The sequence below is a fragment of the Paenibacillus sp. FSL F4-0236 genome, assembly GCF_038000135.1.
GTDB lineage: Bacteria > Bacillota > Bacilli > Paenibacillales > Paenibacillaceae > Paenibacillus_AQ.
Genome location: NZ_JBBOBK010000001.1, coordinates 1,565,089 through 1,590,567 on the forward strand (window position 1 = coordinate 1,565,089; position 25,479 = coordinate 1,590,567).

General features: G+C 44.3%; 21 protein-coding genes and 1 pseudogene. 20 read left to right on the forward strand and 2 right to left on the reverse strand.

The window, feature by feature from the left end:
* Positions 1-108: 108 nt before the first annotated feature.
* The 5 genes from NSQ29_RS07105 to NSQ29_RS07125 all read left to right on the forward strand — a co-directional run bounded on the left by NSQ29_RS07105 (position 109) and on the right by NSQ29_RS07125 (position 6,847).
* Positions 109-1,494: an MFS transporter gene (locus NSQ29_RS07105; RefSeq protein WP_341124681.1), complete on the forward strand. Its 1,386-nt coding sequence runs from the start codon at positions 109-111 to the stop codon at positions 1,492-1,494.
* Positions 1,495-1,660: 166 nt separating this feature from the next.
* Positions 1,661-3,061: an MFS transporter gene (locus NSQ29_RS07110; protein WP_341124682.1), complete on the forward strand. Its 1,401-nt coding sequence runs from the start codon at positions 1,661-1,663 to the stop codon at positions 3,059-3,061.
* A gap of 93 nt (positions 3,062-3,154) precedes the next feature.
* Positions 3,155-4,447 carry a hydroxylamine reductase gene (hcp, locus tag NSQ29_RS07115; protein ID WP_042189677.1) on the forward strand — a complete coding sequence of 431 codons (1,293 nt, stop codon included), beginning with the start codon at positions 3,155-3,157 and terminating at the stop codon, positions 4,445-4,447.
* A gap of 380 nt (positions 4,448-4,827) precedes the next feature.
* Complete coding sequence (locus tag NSQ29_RS07120) at positions 4,828-5,262, forward strand: hypothetical protein (protein WP_341124683.1); 435 nt, start codon at positions 4,828-4,830, stop codon at positions 5,260-5,262.
* A gap of 376 nt (positions 5,263-5,638) precedes the next feature.
* The gene (locus NSQ29_RS07125; RefSeq protein WP_341124685.1) at positions 5,639-6,847 is read left to right on the forward strand and encodes a hypothetical protein; all 1,209 of its coding nucleotides are present in this window, start codon (positions 5,639-5,641) and stop codon (positions 6,845-6,847) included.
* 174 nt (positions 6,848-7,021) lie between these two features.
* Here NSQ29_RS07125 and NSQ29_RS07130 read toward each other — a convergent pair whose 3' ends face one another.
* Positions 7,022-7,495, reverse strand: coding sequence for a hypothetical protein (locus tag NSQ29_RS07130; RefSeq protein WP_341124686.1), 474 nt, complete (start codon positions 7,493-7,495; stop codon positions 7,022-7,024).
* Between the two features lie 271 nt (positions 7,496-7,766).
* Between NSQ29_RS07130 and NSQ29_RS07135 the strand changes: the two genes are divergently transcribed.
* The 10 genes and pseudogenes from NSQ29_RS07135 (at position 7,767) to NSQ29_RS07180 (ending at position 18,654) form a co-directional block, all read left to right on the forward strand.
* Positions 7,767-9,044 (forward strand): hypothetical protein, encoded by a 1,278-nt coding sequence (locus tag NSQ29_RS07135; RefSeq protein ID WP_341124687.1) that lies wholly within the window; start codon positions 7,767-7,769, stop codon positions 9,042-9,044.
* Between the two features lie 122 nt (positions 9,045-9,166).
* A complete protein-coding gene (locus tag NSQ29_RS07140) occupies positions 9,167-9,577 on the forward strand; it encodes a DUF6855 family protein (RefSeq protein ID WP_042189670.1) in 411 nt (136 codons plus the stop codon).
* A 182-nt stretch (positions 9,578-9,759) separates the two neighbouring features.
* Complete coding sequence (locus NSQ29_RS07145; protein ID WP_341124688.1) at positions 9,760-11,292, forward strand: flavocytochrome c; 1,533 nt, start codon at positions 9,760-9,762, stop codon at positions 11,290-11,292.
* Positions 11,293-11,447: 155 nt separating this feature from the next.
* Positions 11,448-13,055, forward strand: a complete 1,608-nt coding sequence (gene dcuS, locus NSQ29_RS07150) for a DcuS/MalK family sensor histidine kinase (protein WP_076286517.1) — start codon at positions 11,448-11,450, stop codon at positions 13,053-13,055.
* Positions 13,052-13,759 (forward strand): response regulator, encoded by a 708-nt coding sequence (locus tag NSQ29_RS07155; RefSeq protein WP_341053019.1) that lies wholly within the window; start codon positions 13,052-13,054, stop codon positions 13,757-13,759. The genes dcuS and NSQ29_RS07155 overlap by 4 nt, the downstream gene beginning before the upstream one ends.
* A 178-nt stretch (positions 13,760-13,937) precedes the next feature.
* Complete coding sequence (locus tag NSQ29_RS07160; RefSeq protein WP_445739157.1) at positions 13,938-15,281, forward strand: 2-hydroxycarboxylate transporter family protein; 1,344 nt, start codon at positions 13,938-13,940, stop codon at positions 15,279-15,281.
* A gap of 70 nt (positions 15,282-15,351) precedes the next feature.
* Entirely contained in the window at positions 15,352-16,542 is a 1,191-nt protein-coding gene (locus tag NSQ29_RS07165; RefSeq protein WP_341124689.1) for an NAD(P)-dependent malic enzyme, read from the forward strand.
* Positions 16,543-16,561: 19 nt separating this feature from the next.
* Positions 16,562-16,968: pseudogene (locus NSQ29_RS07170) on the forward strand (MFS transporter); the annotation flags it as partial.
* Positions 16,969-17,319: 351 nt separating this feature from the next.
* Entirely contained in the window at positions 17,320-17,925 is a 606-nt protein-coding gene (locus NSQ29_RS07175) for a YkoP family protein (protein WP_042189657.1), read from the forward strand.
* Between the two features lie 78 nt (positions 17,926-18,003).
* Positions 18,004-18,654 (forward strand): polysaccharide deacetylase family protein, encoded by a 651-nt coding sequence (locus NSQ29_RS07180; protein WP_197071321.1) that lies wholly within the window; start codon positions 18,004-18,006, stop codon positions 18,652-18,654.
* 21 nt (positions 18,655-18,675) lie between these two features.
* Here the strand turns inward: NSQ29_RS07180 and NSQ29_RS07185 are convergent, their stop codons facing one another.
* Positions 18,676-19,515 carry an AraC family transcriptional regulator gene (locus tag NSQ29_RS07185; protein ID WP_042189655.1) on the reverse strand — a complete coding sequence of 280 codons (840 nt, stop codon included), beginning with the start codon at positions 19,513-19,515 and terminating at the stop codon, positions 18,676-18,678.
* 271 nt (positions 19,516-19,786) lie between these two features.
* Here NSQ29_RS07185 and NSQ29_RS07190 point away from each other — a divergent pair, with 271 nt between their 5' ends.
* The 5 genes from NSQ29_RS07190 (at position 19,787) to NSQ29_RS07210 (ending at position 25,422) form a co-directional block, all read left to right on the forward strand.
* Positions 19,787-20,659 (forward strand): chitosanase, encoded by an 873-nt coding sequence (locus NSQ29_RS07190; protein WP_445739185.1) that lies wholly within the window; start codon positions 19,787-19,789, stop codon positions 20,657-20,659.
* 89 nt (positions 20,660-20,748) lie between these two features.
* Positions 20,749-22,380 carry a fibronectin type III domain-containing protein gene (locus NSQ29_RS07195; protein ID WP_341124691.1) on the forward strand — a complete coding sequence of 544 codons (1,632 nt, stop codon included), beginning with the start codon at positions 20,749-20,751 and terminating at the stop codon, positions 22,378-22,380.
* On the forward strand, positions 22,274-23,326 hold the full coding sequence (locus NSQ29_RS07200; protein ID WP_341124692.1) for a fibronectin type III domain-containing protein: 1,053 nt from the start codon (positions 22,274-22,276) through the stop codon (positions 23,324-23,326). The genes NSQ29_RS07195 and NSQ29_RS07200 overlap by 107 nt, the downstream gene beginning before the upstream one ends.
* Before the next feature lie 217 nt (positions 23,327-23,543).
* Positions 23,544-24,497 carry an ABC transporter permease gene (locus NSQ29_RS07205; RefSeq protein WP_076286513.1) on the forward strand — a complete coding sequence of 318 codons (954 nt, stop codon included), beginning with the start codon at positions 23,544-23,546 and terminating at the stop codon, positions 24,495-24,497.
* 43 nt (positions 24,498-24,540) lie between these two features.
* Entirely contained in the window at positions 24,541-25,422 is an 882-nt protein-coding gene (locus tag NSQ29_RS07210; RefSeq protein WP_076286512.1) for a carbohydrate ABC transporter permease, read from the forward strand.
* The last annotated feature ends 57 nt before the right edge of the window (positions 25,423-25,479 follow it).

Here is a 25,479-nt window from a genome sequence, read left to right on the forward strand (position 1 = left end):
TGCTATGACGATTATCGTCAAGACCATTTGTTTTGAATCGTTTGTTTTTTATTACTTAATACTTGCTATAGCAACTAATGCTTCGACAATTATAAGGAGGATACAAAGATGAGAACAAGCAATAATAAAATCGGGATTTTTGATGCCCAGTACAGAGCGTTGACTATCGGTATTATTCTGGCAGTCACAACAGTAGCATTTGAAGGATTGGGGGTTACGACGATTGCACCAAAGGTGGCGCAAAGTTTGAATGCGATCCATTATTATGGTTGGATTTTTAGTGCATTTCTTTTATCCCAAATCATTGGCACAATGGTCATTGGACAGCAGATTGATAAGAATGGTGTATATAAATCATTTGTAGTTTCTATTCTAATCTTTGTTACGGGTATCGTCATTGCAGCAACTTCCTTCAATATTTACATGTTGATCGGCGGAAGAGCTTTTCAAGGTTTCGGAGCAGGTGCACTTTTAACTTGTGTATACTCCAGCATTACTTTAAGTTACCCTGACAGTCTAAGAACAAAAATACTTGCAGCTTTCTCTAGTGCTTATATTCTTCCAGCATTAATTGGTCCTTATATCGCAGGGCTTTTAGCCGAAAATCTTTCGTGGAGGTTTGTGTTCTGGCTTGTTCTGCCGTTCATTGTTCTATCTGTATGCTTAACGCTCCCATTATTTCGTAAGTTACAAACTGAAAATAATAATACTTCAACGACGAAAAGAGGGACGTATAAAGAAATATATGCAATTTTATTAACATTAGGAACAGGGCTGCTATTAGCAGGATTAGGATTTTTACCTTCTTGGAAGGGGATTGTGATTTCAATTGCAGGGGGCTTAATTATGATTCAACCTTTACGGAAACTGCTGCCTGAGGGTGCTTTAGTAGTTAAAAAAGGTTTGCCGGCAACCATTGTTACTAGAGGGCTGTTTGTTGCATGCTACTATGCTGTTGAAAGCTATGTTGTTCTAGCTCTAACAAATGTTAAAGGGTTATCGGCAGATATTGCGGGCTTAATCGTTGCTGCCGGGGCTATAAGTTGGTCAATAGCAGCGTGGATGCAATCCAAGCTTGATGAACAAGACCATGGGAGGGGCCGTAGAAAACGGGTGACGATTGGCGTTGCTTTTATGATAGTCGGAGTTGCGCTGGTCATAACCGTGATAGGCATTTCAGGTAATGGAATTGTGCTCGCAGTGTTCTCACAAATACTTACCGGTTTTGGAATAGGGCTGGCACATCCAACCACGGGAGCCATTGCACTACAGCATGCCGAAGATGGCGATGCAGGTTCAATTTCAGCAAATATTCAATTTATTGATGCGTTTAGTCCTGCTCTTAGCATCGGATTAGGCGGTGCCCTAATTACCATTAGTGAATCCTTTGGATGGGGCGTAATGACAGGAATCCTCTTGGCCTTATCGATCCAGCTTCTTTTCGTAATTTTAAGCTTTATAGCTACTTTCCGAATTGCGAAGAAGGCAAGCTGAGGCAGATATAATATATGACTGTGAAAGCGAGGGGGAAGATAAGGCTGTACTGACTGGAGCCTATTTAAACATCTCATATCCCAGCTTTATGGGATTGGTCCTGGCAATGGATCTACTTATAATTGTTAGTAATTCTTAGACAAATATGAGTGGGGACGGGATCAGTATGAATGTTGCAAAAAATACAGAGCTAGCGGGCACCCGCAGGTGGCGGCTGGGTATGATGGCGGCTATTTGTATGGGAGCTTTTATTTCCCATTTTACAGCCGGAATTATGAATGTATCGCTTCCTTTTTTTATAAATCATTTTCAGACGGAGCTTGCAAAGGGTTTGTGGATCACAACAGGGTACCTACTAGTGATTACTGCGTTTCTCCCTGTGATGGGAAAACTGGGTGATCGTTATGGGTTTCGCCGCATTCATAATCTCGGATATGTGATTTTTACAGTTGGTTCGATCTTGGTCGCTTTTTCACCTAATCTGCCAATATTGCTTACGCTTAGAGTTGTGCAGGGCATAGGTGCTGCGATGTTCCAAGCAACGAATATTGCGCTCATCACCATCCATATGCCGAAAGAGAAAAGAGGACATGCACTCGGAATTCTGAGTACGGCAGTCGCACTGGGCGGGATGACAGGCCCTATTGCGGGAGGGTTGATTGCGGAGTGGCTTAGCTGGCAGTGGCTTTTTTTGATCCATGTTCCTGTGGCGATTGTGGCTACAGTTATGGCATACCGGTACATTCCGAGCCGTGTGCAAGATCGTAAATCGGGAACTGTCAGCATCGTGGGGGCTAGCTTGTTCATGGTATGGATCACCTTGCTTCTTCTCGTGATAACAAATGGGAGCAAGTGGGGGTGGGTGTCTACGCAGACGATGGCGAGTTTGATGGGGTTTATCCTGCTGTTGGTCACGTTTCTATTATGGGAACGGAGGCAAAAGACACCTTTTTTACCTCTTCGGGCGCTGAGAATTCCTTCTGTGGCCGGTGGCTTGATCGTTAGCTGTGCCTCTTTTATTCTTTCTAATACCTTGCTTGTCCTTATTCCATTTTATTTGATGGGAGCAGCGGTTCAGTTTTCGTCCTCCACGACCGGTTACATTATGGCGGCTTATCCCATTGCATTGGCCTTTGCAGGTCCTCTTGCAGGCTACTGGTCCGATCGTTATGGTTCTCGTCGGCTGATGCTTATGGGGCTGAGTGCTATGGGAGGCGGGTTCGTCCTGTTGCTAGTATTTTTAGAGAATATCCCGGTCTATGGAATCGCTGCGATTCTATGTCTTATTGGACTTGGGATGGGGCTCATTGCTTCTCCGAATAATAGCTATATTATGCAGCAGACGCCTAAGGAACACGTAGGTTCAATTGGAGGAATAATTGCCTTAACACGAAATGCGGGGATGGTGTTTGGCTCAGCACTTGGACTTGGAATGGTGAGTGGAGAGTTAGGACAGGAGAGTCCGCTTCAGGCGTTCAAAATGGTTTTTGGGATTAATCTTTTCATTTGTATAGGCGTTATTATAATGATGGTTGTTATCAATAGACGGCCATTTAAATCTGCTTGATCTAAAAAAATGTGTGTGTAATCACAACTCAAGGTTTGGTGTTCTGTTACGTTGAGAGTAACGAAAGATTATCTAAATATGGAGGATAACGATATGTTTTGTTACCAGTGTGAACAGACACCGACTGGCGGTTGCACCGTTGTTGGAGTATGCGGCAAAAATGAAACCATTGCGAGTTTACAGGACACGATGATTTTTGCCTTAAAAGGAATTGCAGCTTATGCAACACATGCTCGGCAGCTAGGATATAGCGATCCTGAAGTGGATCGTATTACCCACGAAGCTTTGTACATGACCTTGACCAATTCCAACTTTAATACGCAGGAGCATTTGGAAATGGCGATGAAGGTTGGAGATGCGGCGGTTCGCGTCATGGATCTGCTGGATCGTGCGCATACGGACCGCTTCGGGATTCCACAACCAATCACAGTCAGCCAGAATAAAATTGAAGGTCAATGTATTGTGGTGACAGGGCATAACCTGTATGCACTCGAGGAATTGCTGCAGCAGACGGAAGGAAAGGGCATCAACATCTATACCCACTCGGAAATGCTACCTGCCCATGGCTATCCAGCGCTCAAGAAGTATAAACATCTGAAAGGCAACATCGGCAAAGCTTGGTACGATCAACGCAGACTTTTCGAGCAGTTTCCTGGTGCGATTCTTGCAACTACAAACTGTGTGATGCCGATTAAGGGTACGTATGCAGACCGCTTTTTCTCATATGAAGTAGCAGGGCTGGAAGGTGTAGCGAAAATCACGAATGACGATTTCTCCCCCCTGATTAATCGTGCGTTGTCATTACCTGCGGCTGATGTAGAGTCAGATCTGGTACTTACGACAGGATATCATCATGAAACAGTAATCGGGCTGGCACCAGAGATCATTCAGGCTGTCAAAGATGGGCATATCCGCCGGTTTTTCGTCATTGCAGGTTGTGACGCGCCAGGTAAAGGTGGGAATTACTACCGCGAGTTGGCGACATCCTTACCGAACGATACCGTCATTTTAACCACTTCTTGCGGAAAATTCCGCTTTAATGACGTAGATTATGGAACTGTTGGAGACACAGGCATTCCGCGTTATATTGACCTTGGGCAATGTAATAATTCTGGTTCTACGGTGAAAATTGCTTTAGCTCTGGCTGAGGCATTTGATTGTACGGTGAACGAGCTGCCTGTCAGCATCGTGCTGTCTTGGTTTGAGCAGAAAGCAGTAGCCATTCTGCTTGGTTTGTTCAGTCTTGGCATTCAGGATATTCGTATCGGACCGAAACCGCCTGAGTTTATCTCGGATGGGGTGTTGGATGTGTTGGTAGAGCTCTTTGGATTGAAGCTGATTACAACTGCCGAGGAAGATATGAACGCGATGTTGGCGTTGTCGTAGGTTTAATAATCATGTTATGTGGAATAGTTCGACAGAGGGTGTCCCAAAAGTCATAAAATGACGGAGGGACACCCTCCTTTTTTAATGTGGGGGCGTAGCGGTCATTTCCAAAATTCAGGTGAAAAGTAGGTAGACTCAGGACAAGCGATCACTATAATGGAAATAAGATACATTCATAGAACCGATTTATAGCATATAAACAAGAATTCGGCTGAGTAAATAAGCGATTAGAGGAGGCCATCTCGTGGGAAGATCATTCGCAAATTTGCATATCAGGTCGAACAACCTTGAGAACACGTCGAAGCATTAAGAAAGCTAAGCGAAAGGCATGGCGAATATTAGGTAAGTCAAATAATGAGGCTACAGAGATCAAAGTTGTCATGTACGTAAGCAAAAGCAACGAGAACTGGATCAGCGTGCTCCACGATTATTTTGTATGGGGTACGGTGAAGGAGATCGGCAAAACGTTGTTCTCGCTTATCGAGGAGCCAGTGATGACCGTCGGATATATGAATGAGGAAATATTCGAGTTGTCGTTTTTCGAGAATGGAAACCTTCAAGCCGAAAGAATCTTTTGTGAACAGTGGACGAGGGATGAATATGAACAACTCAAAGAAGAGCGTCTTAATGATGACTACTTGCGGAAAGCGTTGGATATCCGTATTGAGGATTTTGAGGACCTCATTAGTATTACGAGACCGGAACAAGCCGTAGATAAGCTGTCAGAAATCGTAAGAATGTCTTTATGGAGTGATTCGGAGTGGATCACGCATGAAGAAACTCTCAGAGAACGTTTTGGGACATATGAATTTTGAAAAAAGTATGAAGGAATACCGGAATCATGTTTGCGTTAAAGTTTATCTGTTATCTGGGTATTGTTCGTATGCCATTGATTCTCTGTAAACAGGAGGAGTATTTATGCACATCGTATCCCGGCCAACACCGCCATCTTTTACGAACAGGATGCTGGGCAGGCGTTTGAAGTTATGAAGCAGTGGCTCTTGTCGAAAGAGTGCGAAGCGATTTCAGAAAATAACAGATGAACTGCTGCCATTAGAGGAATTAGAAAATACATGGAAGTTCCTAATTTATTGATCAGACGATAGTTCTTTAACCGCGAATATTAGTTCAATTAGCAGTTAATTCACGTCGAATTGATCTTGATATGTTTTAGTGGAAAGGATGATAGAAATGCCAAATGATAACCAAGCTCGTCCTTCAGCTGGTTCTGTTAGAGAAGTTGGTAGTTATCCTATCGATCTGACAGGTCCATGCAGTCACACTCTTGTCATTAAGCCTGGTGTGGGTAGTCTATCTATTGGTCCGTCGCAATTGGGGAAGAAGGCAGACCTTCATGTCGCGTCTGATGCGCAAATCGATTGGACCGTATTCGATGCCTTTGCCACGCCGGCTGGCTCTCCCTGGCCACGATTTCTACATTATACAGGCAGTGACCCAGGCTTTTTTGACTGGGCAAAGAAACGGCCCATTGAAGAGATGACGTGGACACCGATCCTGTCTGCAGACACGGTGGTGGACACCAGTCAGTCCAATTTGTATGGCTTGCAAATCGAGTTGGCCCCATCCGGGAGTTCCCTTAGCCTAAAGCTTCCAAAGCGGTCTTTCCGTCTGAGTGTGTCCGGCGATCTAACACGCTTCTCGGCCACAGGCGATATGCCATCATCCCTGACACTAGCGCCGCGTACCGGCCGACGCAAGAATGATATTCCTTTCTTGCTGCCCGACCTGGGTGAGTTGCACCAGGTAACGAGCTTGACGCTACAGAACACACCGCTGGGACAGCCTATCTCGCTGGAGTGTCTAAATCGGTATCCAAACCTTAACTCATTGAGTTTGTGGGGGAACTTCTGCGACCTGGACATATTGGCTCAACATGCCAAATTAACGAATCTGGAGCTACGTTTCATGCCGGATCTGGGGGAGCTTCCTACCTTGAACTCCTGGCCGTTGCTTGACAGATTCATCGCCTACAATGTGGAAGAGATCGCTGGCAAGCATCTGAAACAGCAAATGAAAAAACGAGCTGAAGCACGCCCTTGGACCGACCATGCTTCAGTGAGCCAATTACGAAAGCCTGAGTGGTGGACGACAGAGTTCGGCCGCCCGTTCTCGTCCTGGCCTAAACGTCTGGCCAAGCTGGCTAATGAAGCTTATAACGTTGCACAGGCAACTTTGTCCGAGGCCCGAACCTTTGCCGAAGCCGAGGCAGCCATTTCTGCCTTCACCGCGCGCTTTAACAACCTCAAAGGCATCGAAACCACCGAACGAGAAGACCTTGCTGAAGCGGTATGGCAACTCAGCCAGTCTGATCATCTGATTGGTCAGCCAATAACAGAGGAGATGGCTCAACGCTGGTTCGATGCATCGCGCGATTACTGAATGAATTGAAAGTCATTACAAGCCTTGAACAGCTACAATCTTTTAAGAAAAGATTGAAAAAATATGTAATTAGGAGCAATGGAAGGTAAGTAAAAGAATGTACCTCTATTGCTCCTTCTCTCATTTAACCCTCCCAATTTAAAGAGTGCACTACATTATACTGGCGGGGTTTTGTTATATGATCAACCCCATTTCACGGAGTCTATCTTTAATTTTCTTTATACGAGCTTCTTTTTCGGTAGCTTCAGTTAATACCACCACAGATGTTTCGTTATACTTCTTTATAATCCTCTTTAAAGTTAATTCTTTCATATCCTTTTTACTCTGCATTGTAACACGAGGGACAATTCTATGGTTTTCTATGGTTTTGGGATCTGCAGAAATTCGTTCTAGTAAATTAAGTAGAAGCATCAGTCTTTTGTGTCCCAACCTCGGAACTTGGTATAGTTTTTTCCATGTGGAATTTAGTAGGTGATCAAGGTTTATATATCCCTTGGAGTATAGAGCATTTATGAGGCCCGTTAAATTTGGTCCCTGCTCTTCTGCATAAGCAACAGTTACAATACAAGCAATATCCTTCCTATAAAGATGCGCTGGAAGTGGGAAAAATTGTATTAACGCCGCATTTCCATCGATGATGTCATTCATGATGATTTACCTCCATTAAAAATATTTGGTCATTATTCACGTATAGAATTCTGGTGAAGGTTGTGCAAAATATTATTACACTCTGCATTATTAAAACCCAAGTTACTGATCATTTTCTGAACATCACCAAAGCCCATTGCCTGAGCTTGTAGAATATTCAGAAGATTTTACTATTTAAATAAGTAACAATCGACTCCAATATTCGCTGCTGCGCTTCGTAATCAACGCTAAGTAATGGTATGATGTAGGCATCAATTTTATGGGGTGCATTATGATGGATATTCGAATCAAAGAACTGCTTGATGCTACACAGCAAAAATATGGATTGGACAACTACTACTTACACTCTCATGAAATTTATCGCGACGTTACGATACTGGGAGAGACCAACTATTTTCTTAGTATGGAATGGTTTCCTGCACATATGAAGGAATGGAAGGGCGATTACAATCCGGAAGGAACTGCCGTCATCACGATTGACCTACAATCCCGCAACTATAAAAGTGTGATTTTTGTTGGCGGGATATCTTATGCGAATGGGACACCATTCCAAAATATAGATTTTAACGAAGTCATCCGGTGGATTGAAGATGAGGCAAGGATTGTATACGGTAAACAATTTCACTTAGAGAAGGAACAGATTGGAGAATATCATTTTATTGAGAAAATAGGTAGCATACCAGTCACTCCTGGTGGACGGATCGAGCTTCGCTTCGATGTGGAAGGCAGACTTGTTTTTTACAGTGTATATGGCCAGTTTCCTTCCAGCTCCCTTGTGCACAAAGAGAACTATACTCTCACACTTCAAACGATAGAGCCACAGGCGAGGAAACAACTACAGCTTATAGAATATCCGGTGTACGAGACGAAGCAACTCCTGCCGATCTATGGGATAGAAGAAATCTACATTACAAATGACGGAACAACCACCATCCCGTTTGAGTTTATATCAGGTACAAGAGCACGACTGAATATTGATCAAGTAATCCATTGGGAGCAACAGAATACGGAGCTGGAGCCGTTCGAAAGGACGGAGATACGCCTACTTGAGGTAGCTACCATTGAGCAGGCAATAGCTAGTGAGCCGCATCCGGACTCATTTCCTATCACAGACGCAGAACAAGCCGAATGTATACTCGCAGTCGAAGCTGGTTTAAGCCAGCTCTATCCAGATGAATCCGGAGAATGGATATTGAAGACTTTTCAACGGGAAAGAGGACATATTCAGGCAACACTGAGGATGAAGGCGCCAAGTAATCGTATATTCCAGCGTAAGATCCTCCTGTTCATCGATGTGCAGAATTATAAGGTTATAAATTATATGGATAACAAGCCAATGCTCGATATGTTTGATGAGTTCAAGAGCGAAGAGGGGATTTCTGTAAGCCATGACGAAGCTTATGACAAGCTCAAGGGATGGTTCGAATTAACACCCGTCTATGTGTATGATCCTGGGCAGAAGAAGTATGTGCTGTGCGGGAAGTTAGATTGTAATTATGCTGTGAAGGCCACTAGTGGAGATGTGGTGGAGTTGAGTAGTTTGGAATGATAGTGCAAGCTTTCTTATACTGAGTAGGACGAATAAAGGTAATGAAGTATAGTAAGGTGATGCAAATATAATAAAATGAGTAGAACTTACTAATTTTGTGAGTTACTTTGGGAGTTGAAAATATGACGACAGCTACAGGAACCAAGGAAAATCCTTGGAAGTTAAAGACACCACCGCAAACATCCGAGTATGAAATGTATAAGGTCGAAAAAGACGGTAAAGAAATTATAGTTTGCACTGTAGGGAAAACGGTTTTGCATTATGACTACCGCTGTATTGAAGATCTGCACGCCATGCTTATACAAAATGGTGATTGGATGGAGTTAGGAAGTGCTGATGAGCAAAAACCAGCAAAAGAAGGTACCGTTGAAGCATGGGGGCGTTCACCTGAAAACCCTGTCGGCGGTTGGTATGGATTAAAGAAGGGACTTCGGGGGCGATTCGGAATGTATATCCCACCGTTGCTCGAAGAATTGGGTCTTGCGGAAGTAGAGCATAATCCAAGAAACAATCGGATGAAAGCGATCTTGTAAACGAAGGAGAGCCTAAAGGCTCTTCTTTTTTTGAGCCATGCCCCTAACCGGTGGTCTTTCGTACACATTGCAGTGATTAATTTAGTTACAAAACGTTTTTTTTAGTTACATAAACTTTCAAGAGCAGGGCCTTTGCCGTTAAGCTGATTGTAAAAATATTCACAAGGGGGCAAAGCTATAACATGAATAAAAAAGTAACCACTGCTCTTATTCTCGTTCTCTCAGTCATGCTTGTTATCACAGGATGTGGCAACAGCAACAGCAGCAATGGAAACGGGAACAAGAACACCAGCAAGATCAACGAGACAAAGGAAACTGAAGCCGTTTCGGGAGCATCCAAAGCTAGCTATACACCGTACGATCAACTAAAAGATAAATATGACATCATCATTATTGGTGCAGGCGGTGCCGGAATGTCTGCTGCACTTGAGGCGAGAGCAAAAGGTATGAACCCGGTTATTTTTGAAAAAATGCCGGTTGCCGGCGGAAATACAACAAAATCATCTTCGGGAATGAATGCTTCTGAAACGAAATTCCAAAAAGAGCAAGGCATTGAAGACAGCAATGATCTGTTTTATGAAGAGTCCTTAAAAGGTGGCCATGATACGAACGATAAAGAGATGCTTCGTTTCTTCGTAGACAATTCCGCAAGTGCGATTGATTGGCTGGATTCTATCGGGATTAGATTGAATAATATCACGATTACAGGCGGGATGAACGAAAAACGCACACACCGTCCTGAAGATGGCTCTGCAGTAGGACAATACCTTGTCAAAGGCTTGGTGAAAAACGTACAAGAACAAGGCATTCCCCTTTTTGTGAACGCCAATGTCAAGGAAATTACCGAAAAAGACGGTAAGGTCAATGGCGTCAAAGTTATCTTTGACCAAACGGAAGAGAAAACGATTACAGCGTCTGCTGTCGTGGTGACAACCGGCGGTTTCGGCGCCAATTTAGACATGATTTCAGGAGTCAGATCTGATTTGGAGGGGTACGTTACCACCAACCAGCCTGGCAGCACCGGTGACGGTATCAAGATGATTGAGAAGCTCGGCGGTACCACAGTCGATATGGATCAAATCCAAGTTCACCCGACTGTGCAGCAGGAAAAATCCTATCTCATTGGGGAGGCTGTTCGTGGGGAAGGAGCGATCCTGGTTTCAAGTGTAGGTAAACGTTTCACAAACGAACTGGATACAAGAGATAATGTCACCGCTGCAATCAATAAGCTTCCTGAGAAGTCTGCGTTTCTTGTATTTGATTCCGGCGTAAAATCTCGCGCTAAAGCGATTGAACAATATGAAAAAATGGGCTTCGTTATCGAAGGAGATTCGATCGAGGCTTTGGCAACAAAAATGGACGTACCGGCAGATCAGTTGAAAACTGCACTAGAGACCTGGAACAGCGCGGTGACGAATAAACAGGATGCCGACTTCGGCAGAACAACCGGAATGGACAATGACTTGTCCGGCGCGCCATATTATGCAATTCAAATCGGCCCGGGAATTCACTACACGATGGGAGGCGTGAAAATCAACACCAACACAGAAGTTTTAAATAAAGACGGACAACCGATTCCAGGCCTTTTTGCAGCAGGAGAAGTTACCGGAGGCTTGCATGGTCAAAATCGGATCGGTGGTAACTCCGTTGCGGAAATCATTATTTTCGGCCGCCAAACGGGTATAAAATCCGCTGAATTCGTAAAAGCACAATAAGTTATCCCCCTGCCTCTTTTCGGCTAGGCAAACAAACGCTTGGGCTCATCTTAGCCATGCGTTTGTTGTTTTATAATAACGGTGTAGCGTATAAGGTCATAGCCAGCCTTGCACGTATACGTTAGAATGAAGAAAAATTTCCGGAGGGACAGCTGATGAAAATTGGCAAACACACACTTCGGCTGCAAACAACAATTACTTTGATGATTGGTGCAGTTCTTATCATAATGCTGCTAGTGGTCTATGTGCTATTTAGTATAAAGGTTTCCTCACAAACAAAATCCTCGTTGGAACAAAAGGCTGTGATCATTTCCCGTACGTTATCGCGTAACCCTCTAATTATTGAAGCGTTAAACAAATCACGCAGCTCGTCTGAATTGCAAAGCTACACTGAGGAAATCCGATTGTTGAACAATGTGGAATTTGTTGTGGTCATGGATATGAATGCGATCCGATATTCCCATCCGGACAAGGACAAAATTGGTAAGCATTTTATCGGTGGCGACGAAGCCGCAGTCTTGCAGGGGCAGGAAAGCATTTCGGAAGCCGAGGGTTCTTTGGGCCCATCTGTAAGAGCGTTTTCACCTGTCTTCTCTGCAAGTGGGAAACAATTAGGAGCGGTGGCAGTAGGGATATCACTGGGAAACATCAGACTTGCCATAAGAGAGAACGTGGGAATCCTTTATTGGGGATTGCTTATAGGCAGTCTAATAGGGGCTGCGGGAGCATTTCTGCTGGCACGTGTTATCAAAAAAATGATGTTTGGCATGGAACCGGCCGCTATTGCTAAGCTTTTGGAAGAGCGTAACTCCATGCTACAGTCAGTTAGGGAGGGAGTCATTGCCGTTGATAAAGAGTCACGTATTACTTTGATTAATACAGAAGCCAGGCGTTTGCTTGCAGCCATTGGCATGCAGGATGATCCCTTGAACCAGTCGGTAGAGAGCTTTTGGCCATCACTGCGGATGAATACAGTGCTCAAAACCGGTGAAGCCAGCCAGGACTTGGAGGTGGAGCATAGCGGTGTTACGTTACTGGCAAACGTGGTTCCCATTCATGTAAAGGGAGCTGTAGAAGGTGCAATTGCCACATTCCGTGATAAGACGGAGATCAGCATACTTATGGAAAGGTTATCTGGCATCTCCTTATATGCTGAGGCATTGCGTGCCCAGGCGCATGAGTTTATGAACAAGCTGCATGTAATATTAGGATTAACACATATGAAAAGGTATGATCGGTTGGAGGCGTATATAACAAGTACTGTCACAACAACACAGGCAGAGATGGGAACGGTGGTGAGACAAGTGAAGGACCCTGTGATGGCGGGATTTCTATTGGGTAAGCTGAGCCGGGCCAGAGAAGCCGGAGTTCGACTGGTGCTTCTGGAGGATGGGGTTCTGCCGGAGCCTAGCGATCCGGAACGCTCCTGCCAACTCATTACGATAGTCGGTAATCTTTTGGATAATGCAATGGAAGCGCCGGAAGGTAGAGGCAGCAAATATATTCATTTCAGCTTTCAATATCAGGATAAGACGCTGATAGTTACGGTTAGCGATAATGGAAGCGGTATCCCAGATGAGAAATTGCCGCTTATTTTTCAACAGGGGTATTCGACAAAAGGAAATGACCGAGGCATCGGCTTGTATCTGGTTGAGCGGAGCCTTAAAGCTATGGGAGGTAAGATTGTTTGTGAAACAGGAAAGGGAGAAGGGACTCGATTTACGGTTAGTTTACCCTATCGAGCAAAGAGTGATGGTCAATGATTAGTGTATTGATTGTAGAAGATGATCCGATGGTAGCCGAGATGAATAAATTCTATCTGGAGCAAGTGGAAGGTTTTCAGTGTAAAGGCTGGGCAAAATCAGTGGGTGAAGCTCTGATCAAATTGGCAGATGAGTCTTTCGAGCTGATTCTGCTGGATATTTACATGAAAGAGAGCAATGGATTGGAGCTGCTGTCCGCTCTCCGTCGAGGCAGTAAACGAATAGATGTGATTATCATTTCAGCTGCGAGCGATAAGGACAGTATCCGAGACGCGCTTCAGAACGGTGCAGTCGATTACCTTATCAAACCGTTTGAGTTTCAACGCTTTCTCGCAGCCCTTTCCGCCTACAAGGAGCAGCATTTTCTGTTCCGCAATCAGGATTCCTTGGATCAGTCTGAACTAGATAAGCTAACCGGGTATAGGAAAGAGCCCTCGGCCGTTCAGGATTTATCCAAGGGCTTTACCCGGCATACACTGCGGACGGTCTGGAAAGCGGTGGAGACCCATAATGCAAATTCCTTTAGCACTGAAGAGATTGCAGTTAGTTCCGGAATCTCGCGGGTTTCGGTTGGGAAATATCTTGCCGTCCTCGCGGATATGGGAGCGCTGAACAGTGAATTGACCTATGGCACCATAGGAAGACCTGTACAGCGATATCGCATGTCTTCCCGCGGCAGTTCTGTGATTTCTAAATTCATATAGCCTCTTGGAGTGGGCCGCCGGTTCCGTGTTTTATATGGAATCGGCGGTTTTTGATTGCTTATTTTTGATAGCGCTTACTTTAATAATTTTTATAATTCAATCAATAATTACGTAAAAACAAAAGCGCTTTCATTTCCGCTACTATAAGGCTAGAAAAGAGTTTAGGAGGAAATGAAAAATGCAAAATACGATTCCATCACCTGTTTCCAAAGGAAAGGAAGGTCCCCTGCCAGAAAAGGCTACCTTCATTCAAAAATGTAAGCAATTTAAGGTGGGTGTCTTTCCGCTCCCTGTGTATCTAGCTCTGGCAGTGGTCATTCTTCTTGCGAGTGTGGCGGGGAAGCTACCGAATGACATGATTGGTGGGTTCGCTGTCATTATGGTTCTGGGTATTCTGCTGAGTGATATCGGTATGAAGCTTCCCTTGTTGAAAAATATAGGCGGCCCCGCAATCATGGCCCTTATGATCCCATCCCTGTTGATTTACTTGAATTTGTTCAACTCTACTGTGACAGACGCTGTCACTACATTGATGAAAGAGGCAAACTTCCTGTACTTGTACATCTCCATCCTGGTGAGTGGCAGTATGCTCGGCATGCACCGCAAAACATTGGTAGCGGGTATTACGCGGATCTTCATCCCGCTGATCGTCGGGACGATTGCAGCGGTTCTCGGCGGACTACTGGTAGGAACGCTCACAGGTTATAGCATGTATCATACTTTCTTCTTTATTATCGTACCGATCCTTGGCGGTGGAATCGGTGAAGGCATTCTTCCTCTCTCGATTGCATACTCAAGCATTCTGGGTGGACACGAAGCGGGTTATTACGTATCGCAGATGATCCCGTCGGCAATTATCGGCAACGTATTCGCCATCATTGTGGCGGGCTTCCTGAAACGTCTGGGTGAGAAAAAGCCCCATCTAAGCGGTAACGGTACACTAGTCAAATCCGGTGACGATCTACAGCATGACAATCCGGATAACAAACCCAAAGATTTCATGATGATGGGTGCGGGACTTCTGATCGCATGCAGTTTCTTCATTGTTGGGGCATTGCTTGCAGATTATGTAGGGATACCCGGACCGATTGTCATGATTCTGATGGCTGTACTGATCAAATGTGTCAAGGCGCTTCCCGAAAGATTCGAAAATGGGGCTTACCAGTTGTATAAGTTCGTTGCTGGTAACCTGACATGGCCGCTCATGGTAGGTTTGGGCATGCTATACGTTCCTCTGAAGGATGTAGCTGCCATTATCTCTCTACCTTATGTGCTGACCTGCCTCGCCATCGTCTTCAGCATGGTGGTTTCCGGCTATTTTGTGGGAAGAAAAATCAATATGTACCCTGTCGATGCGGCAATTGTAACCGTCTGCCATAGCGGCTTGGGTGGAACCGGAGATGTAGCCATTCTCTCTGCCTCCAATCGTATGCAGCTCATGCCATTTGCCCAGATCTCCACCCGGATCGGTGGCGTCAGCACTGTTATTGTGGCAACTATTCTATTGCGGTTTTGGAGCTGATTAGGATGTCAAGCATACATCCAGAAAGCTTATAGAGAAAAATATATTGCAATTAACAGGAGGAACAGTAATGAAAATAATGGATGAAGTAATGAAGATGCATGTTGGCGGCAAGCTGGAGACCGGCTTGAAGAACCCTATTCGAAGCATGGAGGATTTATCCAAGGTATATACACCCGGAGTAGCTAAAGTGTGTCAGGCTATCGCCGCAGACCAAGATAAAGCATACGAATATACGATTAAGAAAAATTCGGTGGCTGTCGTTAGTGATGGAACAGCTGTACTTGGACTTGGCGATATCGGTCCCAAAGCAGCCATGCCGGTCATGGAAGGCAAAGCAGCGTTGTTCAAACAGTTTGCAGATGTGGACGCTTTCCCAATCTGCCTGGATACAAAAGATACCGAGGAAATTATCGCGATTGTCAAAGCAATCGCCCCTACCTTCGGAGGCATTAATCTCGAAGATATTTCTTCGCCTCGTTGCTTTGAGATTGAAGCGAGACTTAAGCAGGAGCTCGATATTCCAGTCTTCCACGACGATCAGCATGGAACGGCGATTGTGGTACTGGCTGGAATTTTGAATGCGTTAAGAGTATGCAACAAGAACATTAAGAATGTGAAGATAGTGGTGAACGGTATTGGAGCCGCCGGTATCGCCGTATCCAAGATGCTCCTGCATGCCGGTGCTGTAAATTTGATCGGTGTGGACCGCCAGGGTGCAATTAACCGTGCTGTCCATTACGATAAATCGCATTGGAGCGAGTTTGCACTAATTACAAATCCTCATCTGGAGAAAGGTTCCTTATCTGAAGTTATTCAGGGTGCTGATGTATTTATCGGACTATCCGCCCCAGGTGCCTTAAAGCTAGGTGATGTAAAAAGAATGGCTGCTGATCCGATTGTATTTGCCATGGCCAATCCTACTCCGGAGATTGATCCTGAAATTGCCGCGCCTTACGTCAAGGTTATGGCGACAGGGCGCTCCGATTTTCCTAACCAAATCAATAATGTTCTCTGTTTTCCCGGTATTTTTCGTGGAGCCCTTGACTGTGGCGCCACTGAAATCAATGAAGATATGAAACTGGCTGCTGCAGAGGCGATATCTTCAGTAATTGACGCCAGTGATCTTCATGAAACTTATATTATGCCGAATGCGTTTGATCCACGGGTAGTGGAACGTATCCGGGAAGCGGTTATTCGAGCGGCGCTCAAGAGTGGTGTGGCAAGAATAGGTACGTTAATGGAAAGCAATAATACATGATGTTAGGTAACTCTGCCTTATGCTTGTTTCTCCATTGGCTGGAAAAATATCCAAGCATGTCGGCGTAGGTATAACGCTTCGCGGTGGATTGCTGCTAGCGATCATTGGTTTGGCGTCTATGGGGATGATTTCTAATCTGCCGCTACTTATTGTGATGAGCATCCTTTTTGTGGGGGGATCGCACTAGCCGTTCCTTCACTTGTTTCGCTTGTTGGGCAAGTGGGCGGCAAGATGCGCGGGATAGCTGTATCTGTATATACTTTTATATTGTTTACAGGCACAAGCTTTGGTCCGATTATCTCGCTTCAATTGATGAATCATGCAAGTTATTTAATTACATTTCTTCTATTGGAATGTATTCTGTGCATTGGGTTGATAGCAGCATGTCTTATTCATCATGAGGAAGCAGGGGAGTTAAACAGCTAGTAAATTTGTGATCAATAAACAAAAAACGATGAAATGACATCATAACGATTCTTTATTCAAGGTAACTTCATTTGAAGTTACCTTTTTACTTTGAAGTCACATGGGACCCGCAATGTGGTCTGGAGAAGCTTATGTCCTAATGAAAATAGTTGTATAAAAATTTGATATACGCGCAGAGAATTCCCGGTGAATAACGTCAAATAGAAGTAGATGTTAAAAAAGATTAAATGTGATTCATTATGTTCCTTGTTGCAGTCGAACAGTCTTAAGATTTTTGTAAGAATCGGATAAGAAAAAAGAAAGTTCCGTTATGTACAATGTATGAAATGAGATACTATAACCGTATTAAGGATGGTGGATGAGTTGGGTTTCAAAATACGTAAAACCACAGTGCAATCCGTCTGGATGATGTGGGAAAAAGCTTTTGCGTTGCTTTCACATTTTCGCGGATCGCATAAGTCGAGTTTTGGTATATGTACAGTGATGCTAAAAAAACACCGGGGACAGCCAATTGTATGCCAGGACGCCACGGTCATCAACCAGGGGGAGTGGGTGGGAGAGCTCCACCTCGATAATGGAAGCATCCTGAAGTTGATCCAGTCCGAAGGATCGGATCGTGCTGCACTCCAAACGGCTCGCATGCTGCGTAAATCAATGCAGCAAATCAATGAAGCCTTCGAATCGCAGTCCGAGTTCAGGCAGGTCAAGGCTTTATTGGGGATTACACTGCTCCATCGGGGATTAACACACGGTCTTGGTTTTGAACAACAAAATATAAAGTCCGGTGTTTTTGAACGCATCACCACCATTTATCTTCGATTGCTGCTGTCTGCCATGCATCCGGAAGGGAGACAAAGAATCAGTCGGCGAACCGAACAACTGGTCCCGATGCTACTGATTCATTCACGGGCCTCACTGAAGAGTCGGTTCTCACCCGGACAGAACTATTCTGGATAAGTCTTAAGCTTGTTATATGGAGGTGTAATTATTCTTACATATTTAATAGGAGGGATACTATGTACCGCCACTCTTTACATGTTTATTCCGAGTTTGATTACGCGAGTGAGCGGCTTTGGTGTCTTTCGCAAAGGAACGGTAAAAAAACAGGTGGCATTCACTTTTGACGATGGGCCACATCCGAAATATACGCCGATATTGCTGGATTTATTGAAGTTGCATCAAGTGAAGGCTACTTTTTTCGTGCTAGGATCGAGAGCGGAGCAGTATCCAGACCTGATCAGAAGAATGGATCGGGAAGGCCATCAGATTGGCATCCATAATTATTGTCATACCTCTAACTGGCTGATGCTGCCCCGTACTATTAGGCGAGAACATCTGGACCGCTCTGCTGATATTATAGAGTCTATTGTCGGAACCCGACCCAATCATTACCGTCCACCCTGGGGATTAATCAATCTATTTGATTTCTTTCGATACAAACAGTATCGAATTGTTCTATGGTCGCTGAAGGCAGGCGACTGGAACACCCGGGTCTGTCAAACCCGGATGCAGGCCACTCTGTTAGGTGGAATCACCGATGGCTCCGTTGTCCTACTTCACGACAGTGGTGAGACTGTGGGCGCGGACCGGCATGCTCCTTATTTTATGCTGCAAGCTTTAGAGGAAGTGCTAAACCAACTGCAGGCAAGAAACCTGCAATTTGTTCGTCTTGACGAAATGTCTTGATGTATTCCAGTGTTTTTGCTGTTAAGACTTAAATTGTTTGCGGAAGCAGAGCGGCGAGATGCCCATCAATAATTTGAAGGTTCGTCCAAAATGGGAGGTGTTATCAAACCCAACCATTCCCGCAATTTCAGTAACATTAAAAGAAGAGCCAACCAGCAAATCACGCGCTTCTTTAATGCGGATGTTATTGATATATTCAATGAAGCTGAACCCGGTGGCTTCTTTAAAAGTTCGGCATAAGTAGGAAGAGCTTATGTCGAATTTCTGTGAAATCTCACAGAGCTTAAGCGGTTCCATATAATGTTGATTTACATAATTAACGATGTCCAGGACTTTCTTGTGTGTACGATTGGATTCCACCATTGGAGCAACACGGCTGTCGAATAGTTTACGATTAAGATAGAGGAGCAACTCCACCAATAATAGTTGTTGGTACTGTTCATATCCGCGGGCTTGTTTCTTCCCCTCCTGAATCATCTTCTGAAAAAGCTGTTCGATGAAATACTGATCTATACCGGTCATCTTCAAAGCGCGGTAATCACTTTTGAACAATTCGAGCAGTTCCTCACTTTGACCACCGGTACAAAAATGCTGCAGGAATTCTTTTTTAAACAGCAGTGTAACCCGTTCATACATATTGCAGCCGGAATTAACCAGTTTGTGCATTTCGTGAATATCCATAAATAGCAACGTACCGCCCGCAACCTGGTAGGTTCTGTCCCCTATAAAATAATAAAAATCCCCGGATATTAAATACAGAATCTCATATGCATCATGATAGTGTCTTGAAGGCATGCTGGTGTATACCTGTTTCTTGCGGCTGATCTCAAAAAGAGTAGACTCATAAAATACCGGTTTCATTCAGCACCTCCTAAGAGGATTGTAGACTTAATCTAGGGGTTATAGCAATATATGTATAAAAAATAATAATTACAAGAAAATACGTGCTGTTTGGACAAACTTTTTGAGATAAGCTTAAATTGAATTACCAAGTGTTGGAAAAAGGAGGGTTGTCATGCTCAGCTAGGTTGGGGATAAGGTTCGCTGCCACTCAAAGTTAAAGCGCTTAAACTATTTAATCAAAGGAGAGATTGCGGTGCTTAATTCAACGAATAGTAAGGTTTCCAAGAAGATGAAATTTTCATTGTTGATCCTGCTCAGTTTTTCAATGATTTTTTCTTATGGCTATCTGTCCAGTGCATCTCAACAGAAAAGTTATGCGGCAGGGAACCCTGATTCTAATTTCTCACCGGCAACACTTCAATTCTTGCGCGACAACACAGGTCTGGATGGTGAGCAGTGGAACAATATTATGATGCTTGTCAACAAACCGGAGCAGGACGATCTGAACTGGATCAATTTTTACGGATATTGTGAAGATATTGATGATGACCGCGGGTATACGATTGGAATATTCGGTGCGACTACAGGTGGCTCAAATGATACCGGTCCCGACGGTCCGGATCTGTTCAAGGCATATGATGCTGCCAAAGGCGCGAGTAATCCTTCGGTTAAAGGCGCATTGGCCCGGATAGGTGTCAAGGGTGCGATGAAAGGGAAGATCCTCGAAATCAATGAAAGCGAAGAGAGCTTCTGCAGAAAAATCGGCAATTTGCAAAATGATCCCGAGTGGAGAGAGGCTATGTGGAAAACGTTCTACAATATCTACATTAAATACAGTGTGGAACAGGCCCGCAATCGCGGCTTTAACTCGGCATTAACTATTGGTTCCTTCGTGGATGCAGCGCTGAACCATGGAGCTACCGGCGGTTCCGAGACTCTTCAAGGGCTTTTGGGTAAATCAGGAAGCAGCACGGATGAGAAGACTTTCATGACCAAATTCTATAAAGAACGGACCAAGATTGTGGATACTAATGAGTACAACTCCCCGCCTAACGGCAAGAACCGTGTGAAGCAGTGGAGCAATTTGCTCAACATGGGAGAGACAGACCTGAAGGGTGCAGATTCGGCAATCCTTCAAGTCACCGACTGGGAACTTCAATAAGAGGATTGTAAGGGTAGACAGAACCGCCGTTCTTCTCGGTGACGGCGGTTCGATGATAAGTGAGATTAATGAAGAGGGAGATGGGTCGAATGGATAACCACCAATCTTATCTCAAAAACAGATTTCCCAAGGTAATCAGTCTAATGGTTATAGGTTTGCTGCTTGCCATGGAGTTGACCGGTTTTGTTTCAGCAGGAAGGGAGGGAAATGAGGAAGATCTATCAAGCGAAGTAACTGCAGCTCAGGAAACGATTGCCCAGTGGATTTTTAAAGACAAAGGCGAGAACGGAGTATTTCCGGCTACAGGCGGGGTATATCAAACGGCTTCATCCATTCGTGATATAGGAACAAATACGGATGCATACACCTATGAGCCCAGTGAGAACAGCGTACGCAACCAGGGCTGGCATGAAGGAACGGGCACTAAATACTGGCTTGCCACGCTTTCTACCCAAGGCTTCGAAGGTATCTTCCTCTCTTCACAGCAAACTTCTTCAAGTACAGGACCTAGGGATTTTAAGGTGCAATACAGTATAGATCAGCAGGAATGGACAGATGTTGCGGGCGGCAACCTTGTTCTAGCCCAGAACAATTTTAATTGTTCCAATAATTCCTGCAAATTAACGAACCTCGCATTGCCTGCGGGAACTAACAATCAAGATGTACTCTATATCCGCTGGGTGGTTAACTCTACGAAAAGCGTAAGCGGGGGAACGGTATCCAGCTCAGGCTCAAGCAGAATCAAAGATGTGGTAATTATAGGAACACGTAGCAGCGGCGAACCTGGGGATACTCCCACACTTGAGGTAAGCAAAACTCCCGCTTCAGGGGCTGCAGATGTTTCCCTTAACGCAGAGATAACTGTGAAGTTTAATAAAGCCATCAGTCTCGACAGTGGTTATCAAGTTGTAATCACAGAAAACAATGTTCCTCTTAACAACGTTACTGCTTCGCTCCTCGGCCAAGACTCGATTAAAGTCAGCCACCCTAATTTTACTGCCGGCAAAACTTATAAAGTGACCATCCCAAAAGAGCTTGTTAAGGGGACTACGGATGGCCGGACACCGGAAAACGATATTACCTGGAGCTTTAAGACGAAGTCTCCGGATATCGGCAACAAAACACCAACTCTGCTGAACATGACTTTTAATGGGGACCCAAAGACAAGTATTGCCTTTGACTGGTATACAGCCGAAACTGTCAGAGGTACAGTAGTGCAAGTGGTGGAGGCCTCCAATGCGGGAGGAAGTGAGTTCCCGGAACAACTGGCAATATCTTATGAGGGCAGCTCAACAGTTATTGAAACCTTAATGACATCAGGAGACAGAAGTTCCAAGAAGTATAAAAAGTTCGCTAGTCACAAAGTTATTACAAGCGGTCTCAATCCTGGAACTAAGTATATATACCGGGCCGGTAACGGTGATGCGGACGGCTGGAGCGAGGCGGGTTCTTTTACCACGGACAAGGTGGATAATCAGGATTTCCATTTCCTCTACGTGACCGACACCCAAGGCTCAAGTAAATCGAATTTCGATCTGTGGCAGGATACTTTTAAGCGAGCTATTGAGAAAACGGTAGATCCCAAGTTTGTTCTTCTTACAGGGGATCTAACGGATGATGGTGATCTGGAGCAGCTGTGGCAGTGGTTCTTGGGTGTGCCGAAAAAAGAATTTGCCAATGTGCCATTTGCACCGATTATCGGCAACCATTTATCCGAATAATAACTTCTATAACCATTTTAATCTTCCAAAAGATGTCGGGACGGGTGCTCATGACGGGTCTGTATATGCTTTCGAATACGGCGATGCACTGTTTATGCAAATCAATTCCCAGTACGAAGGAGAGGTCAAGCCGTACAAAGCAGATATTCAGTTCACGAAGCAATTGGAATGGATGCGGAATCAGGTGGCAAAGACCGATAAGAAGTGGAAATTCGTCTCTATGCATAAGGGAGCTTATTCCTCAGGGGATAATGCTTCGGCAGAAAGCGACCGGGTAGAATTTTACCGGAAATATCTGATTCCTGTATTTGATGAGCTGGGTGTGGATATGGTGTTTGAGGGACATGACCATATGTATATGAGGTCTTTTCAAATGCTGAACAACGTTCCGATTAAGAATGTCATTACCGATGAGCAAGGAAATGTGCTGAATCCCAAAGGGACTGTGTATCTAATGGGCAACTCGGCTGCTTCGAAATTCTATGCTATTAATCCAGATGCAGACACTTTTTTTGCAGCAAAAAACGATCAGCCCAACAAGAAAATGTTCGTGGATGTTTCCATTACAAACGATGTGCTGAAATTTACATCCTACACAGCAGTTAAAGATAAACCCCTTGCCGTCTATGATGCTTACAGTATCAAGCGGACTGACGTCAAACCCGGCATTGTCGAAAATCCAAGCGCAGTAAGACAGTCAGGGAACCGTGCAGTTCTTTCGTGGAAAGCACCAACAAATAGCCCTGAGCCGGTGCGAGGTTACCGGATTTATGAGAAAAATGATAAAGTCAGCACAAATTGGAGCGTGTATGTGCCGACAGTAAGTGGTCAGACGAGTTACAGCTATACATTAAACGGCATAGATTCTGCTAAAGCCTACAATTTCGTGATTAAAGCAGTGGGGACAAGAAATAATTCGCTTCCAGCAGAGGCAGGAATGCAATGAATCCTCGAAAAAAAAATTACTAACCGAATGTACCCTGGTTAAAAGACACTAGCTCACGCTAGTGTCTTTTTCCTTCCAAGGGCAAAGACCTATAAATATTGCACCTTATGTATATTTTATCTGTGTTTCGGAATTTTAATCCCCTTTATAATAAGGTTTGTAACAGGGTTGGTAGGCCGGCCGAGCTTTACAAAACGAAAAAGAAGAGGAAGCTACAATGTCAAATGAAGCAGGGAAAAAAATAAAGCTTTCACGAATCGGAAATTCGCTAAGGCAACAGAAATATCTTCAACTTATGGTGCTACCTGGTCTTATATGGCTAATTGTTTTTTGCTACATCCCTATGGTCGGACTTTTTGCAGCATTTTTTGATTATAATCCTTTTCTGGGAATTCTAAAGAGTCCATTTGTAGGCTTCGCGCACTTTAAAGAACTGTTTCACGATGAGTTGTTCTGGAATTCGGTAAGAAACATGTTCGGGTTAAGTTTAACGAAGACGGTTTTTGCCATCATCATGCCGATTTTGTTTGCCTTAATGCTTAACGAAATCAAGAATATGACCCTGAAAAAAATCGTTCAGACGGCGAGTTATCTTCCGCACTTTATCTCGTGGGTAGTTGTTGCAGGACTGTTTATTATGTGGCTCAACACCGATGGCATTGTCAATCATGTACTGATGTCGCTTGGTTTCACCAATGAGCCCCAAGCTCATCTGAATTCTCCCGGAGGCTTCTGGATCTGGATGGCAATTATTGACACCTGGAAAGAGACCGGGTGGTGGGCGATTATATATCTCGCTGCCATTGCTGCGATTCCTGTAGAACAATATGAATCTGCTGTGGTGGATGGAGCAAGTCGCATCAGAAGAATGATTAGCATCACTATTCCGTCCATTAAATCCACAATTATGATGGTAGTTATCCTTAGTATTGGAAGCATGATTTACGGAGGACTCTCCGGATCAAATCTGCAGCAATCTCTACTCTTTGGGAATTCGCTCAATTATGACAATTCCATGATTTTGGAAACCTATATCGTAAATATGGGGCTTTCCCAAGGTCGCTTCTCTTATGCTATTGCTGCAGGGTTAATCTTATCATTGTTATCGTTTGTGCTGTTCAGTGGAGCAAATGCAGTCAGCCGTAAGTTAACAAACACCAGTTTATATTAACAAGCAAATTCCCGTATAAAGTGAACCGTCAGGAGCGAAGGAAATGAAGGGAAATACAGAAGACAAAGTCATCAACATAGTTCTGTTTATTCTTATGTCGATTGTCACCCTGGTAACGTTGTATCCATTGTACTACTCATTCATCATATCCTTGAATGATGCCAATGACATCGCCGAAAAAGGCTTCATCTATTTATCTCCAAGAAAATTCACACTTGAGAATTTCAAGATTGTTTTTACAGAGAGCAAGTTAGCTCATTCTTTCCTAATTACAGGGGCGAGAACGATTTTGGGTACAATTGCAAGCGTATTGTTTACTGCTTGCGTGTCTTACCCCTTATCTAAAAAATACTTGGCCCTTAGAAGCTTCTATATCCGGACGGGTGTAATCACCATGTATTTTTTTGGTGGAATCATTCCAACCTATCTGCTGCTCAACTCACTTGGATTAATTGATACCTTCTTGGTGTATATCATACCTTCCCTGTATTCATTTTTTAATGCCATTTTGTTTATTAACTTTTTTTCCTCCATTCCCGATGCGTTAGAGGAATCAGCCAAGATAGACGGTGCAAATGATTGGCGTGTTTTCTGGAAAATATTCCTTCCGTTGTCTGCGCCGATTCTGGCCACCGTGTCGTTGTTCTATGGAGTACAGCAATGGAATTCATGGTTTGATGCAGCCTACTACACCAATTCACCAGACCTGGCCACCCTGCAACTGGTTCTTTATCAGATCATCAGTCAATCGGAAGGAGCCGCGATTGCTGCAAATTATCTCGGAGCCGGTAAGCAGAATATTAACATTATTGATTCCATGAAGTATGCAACTATGGTTGTGTCCGTCGTTCCGGTAGCTCTCGCGTATCCATTCCTGCAGAAATATTTTGTCCAGGGCATGATGGTGGGCTCTGTAAAAGGATAATGCTCGATATCTAGGTCACTTGCCTTGATATACACACAAAAAAAAGGGGGAAAGAAG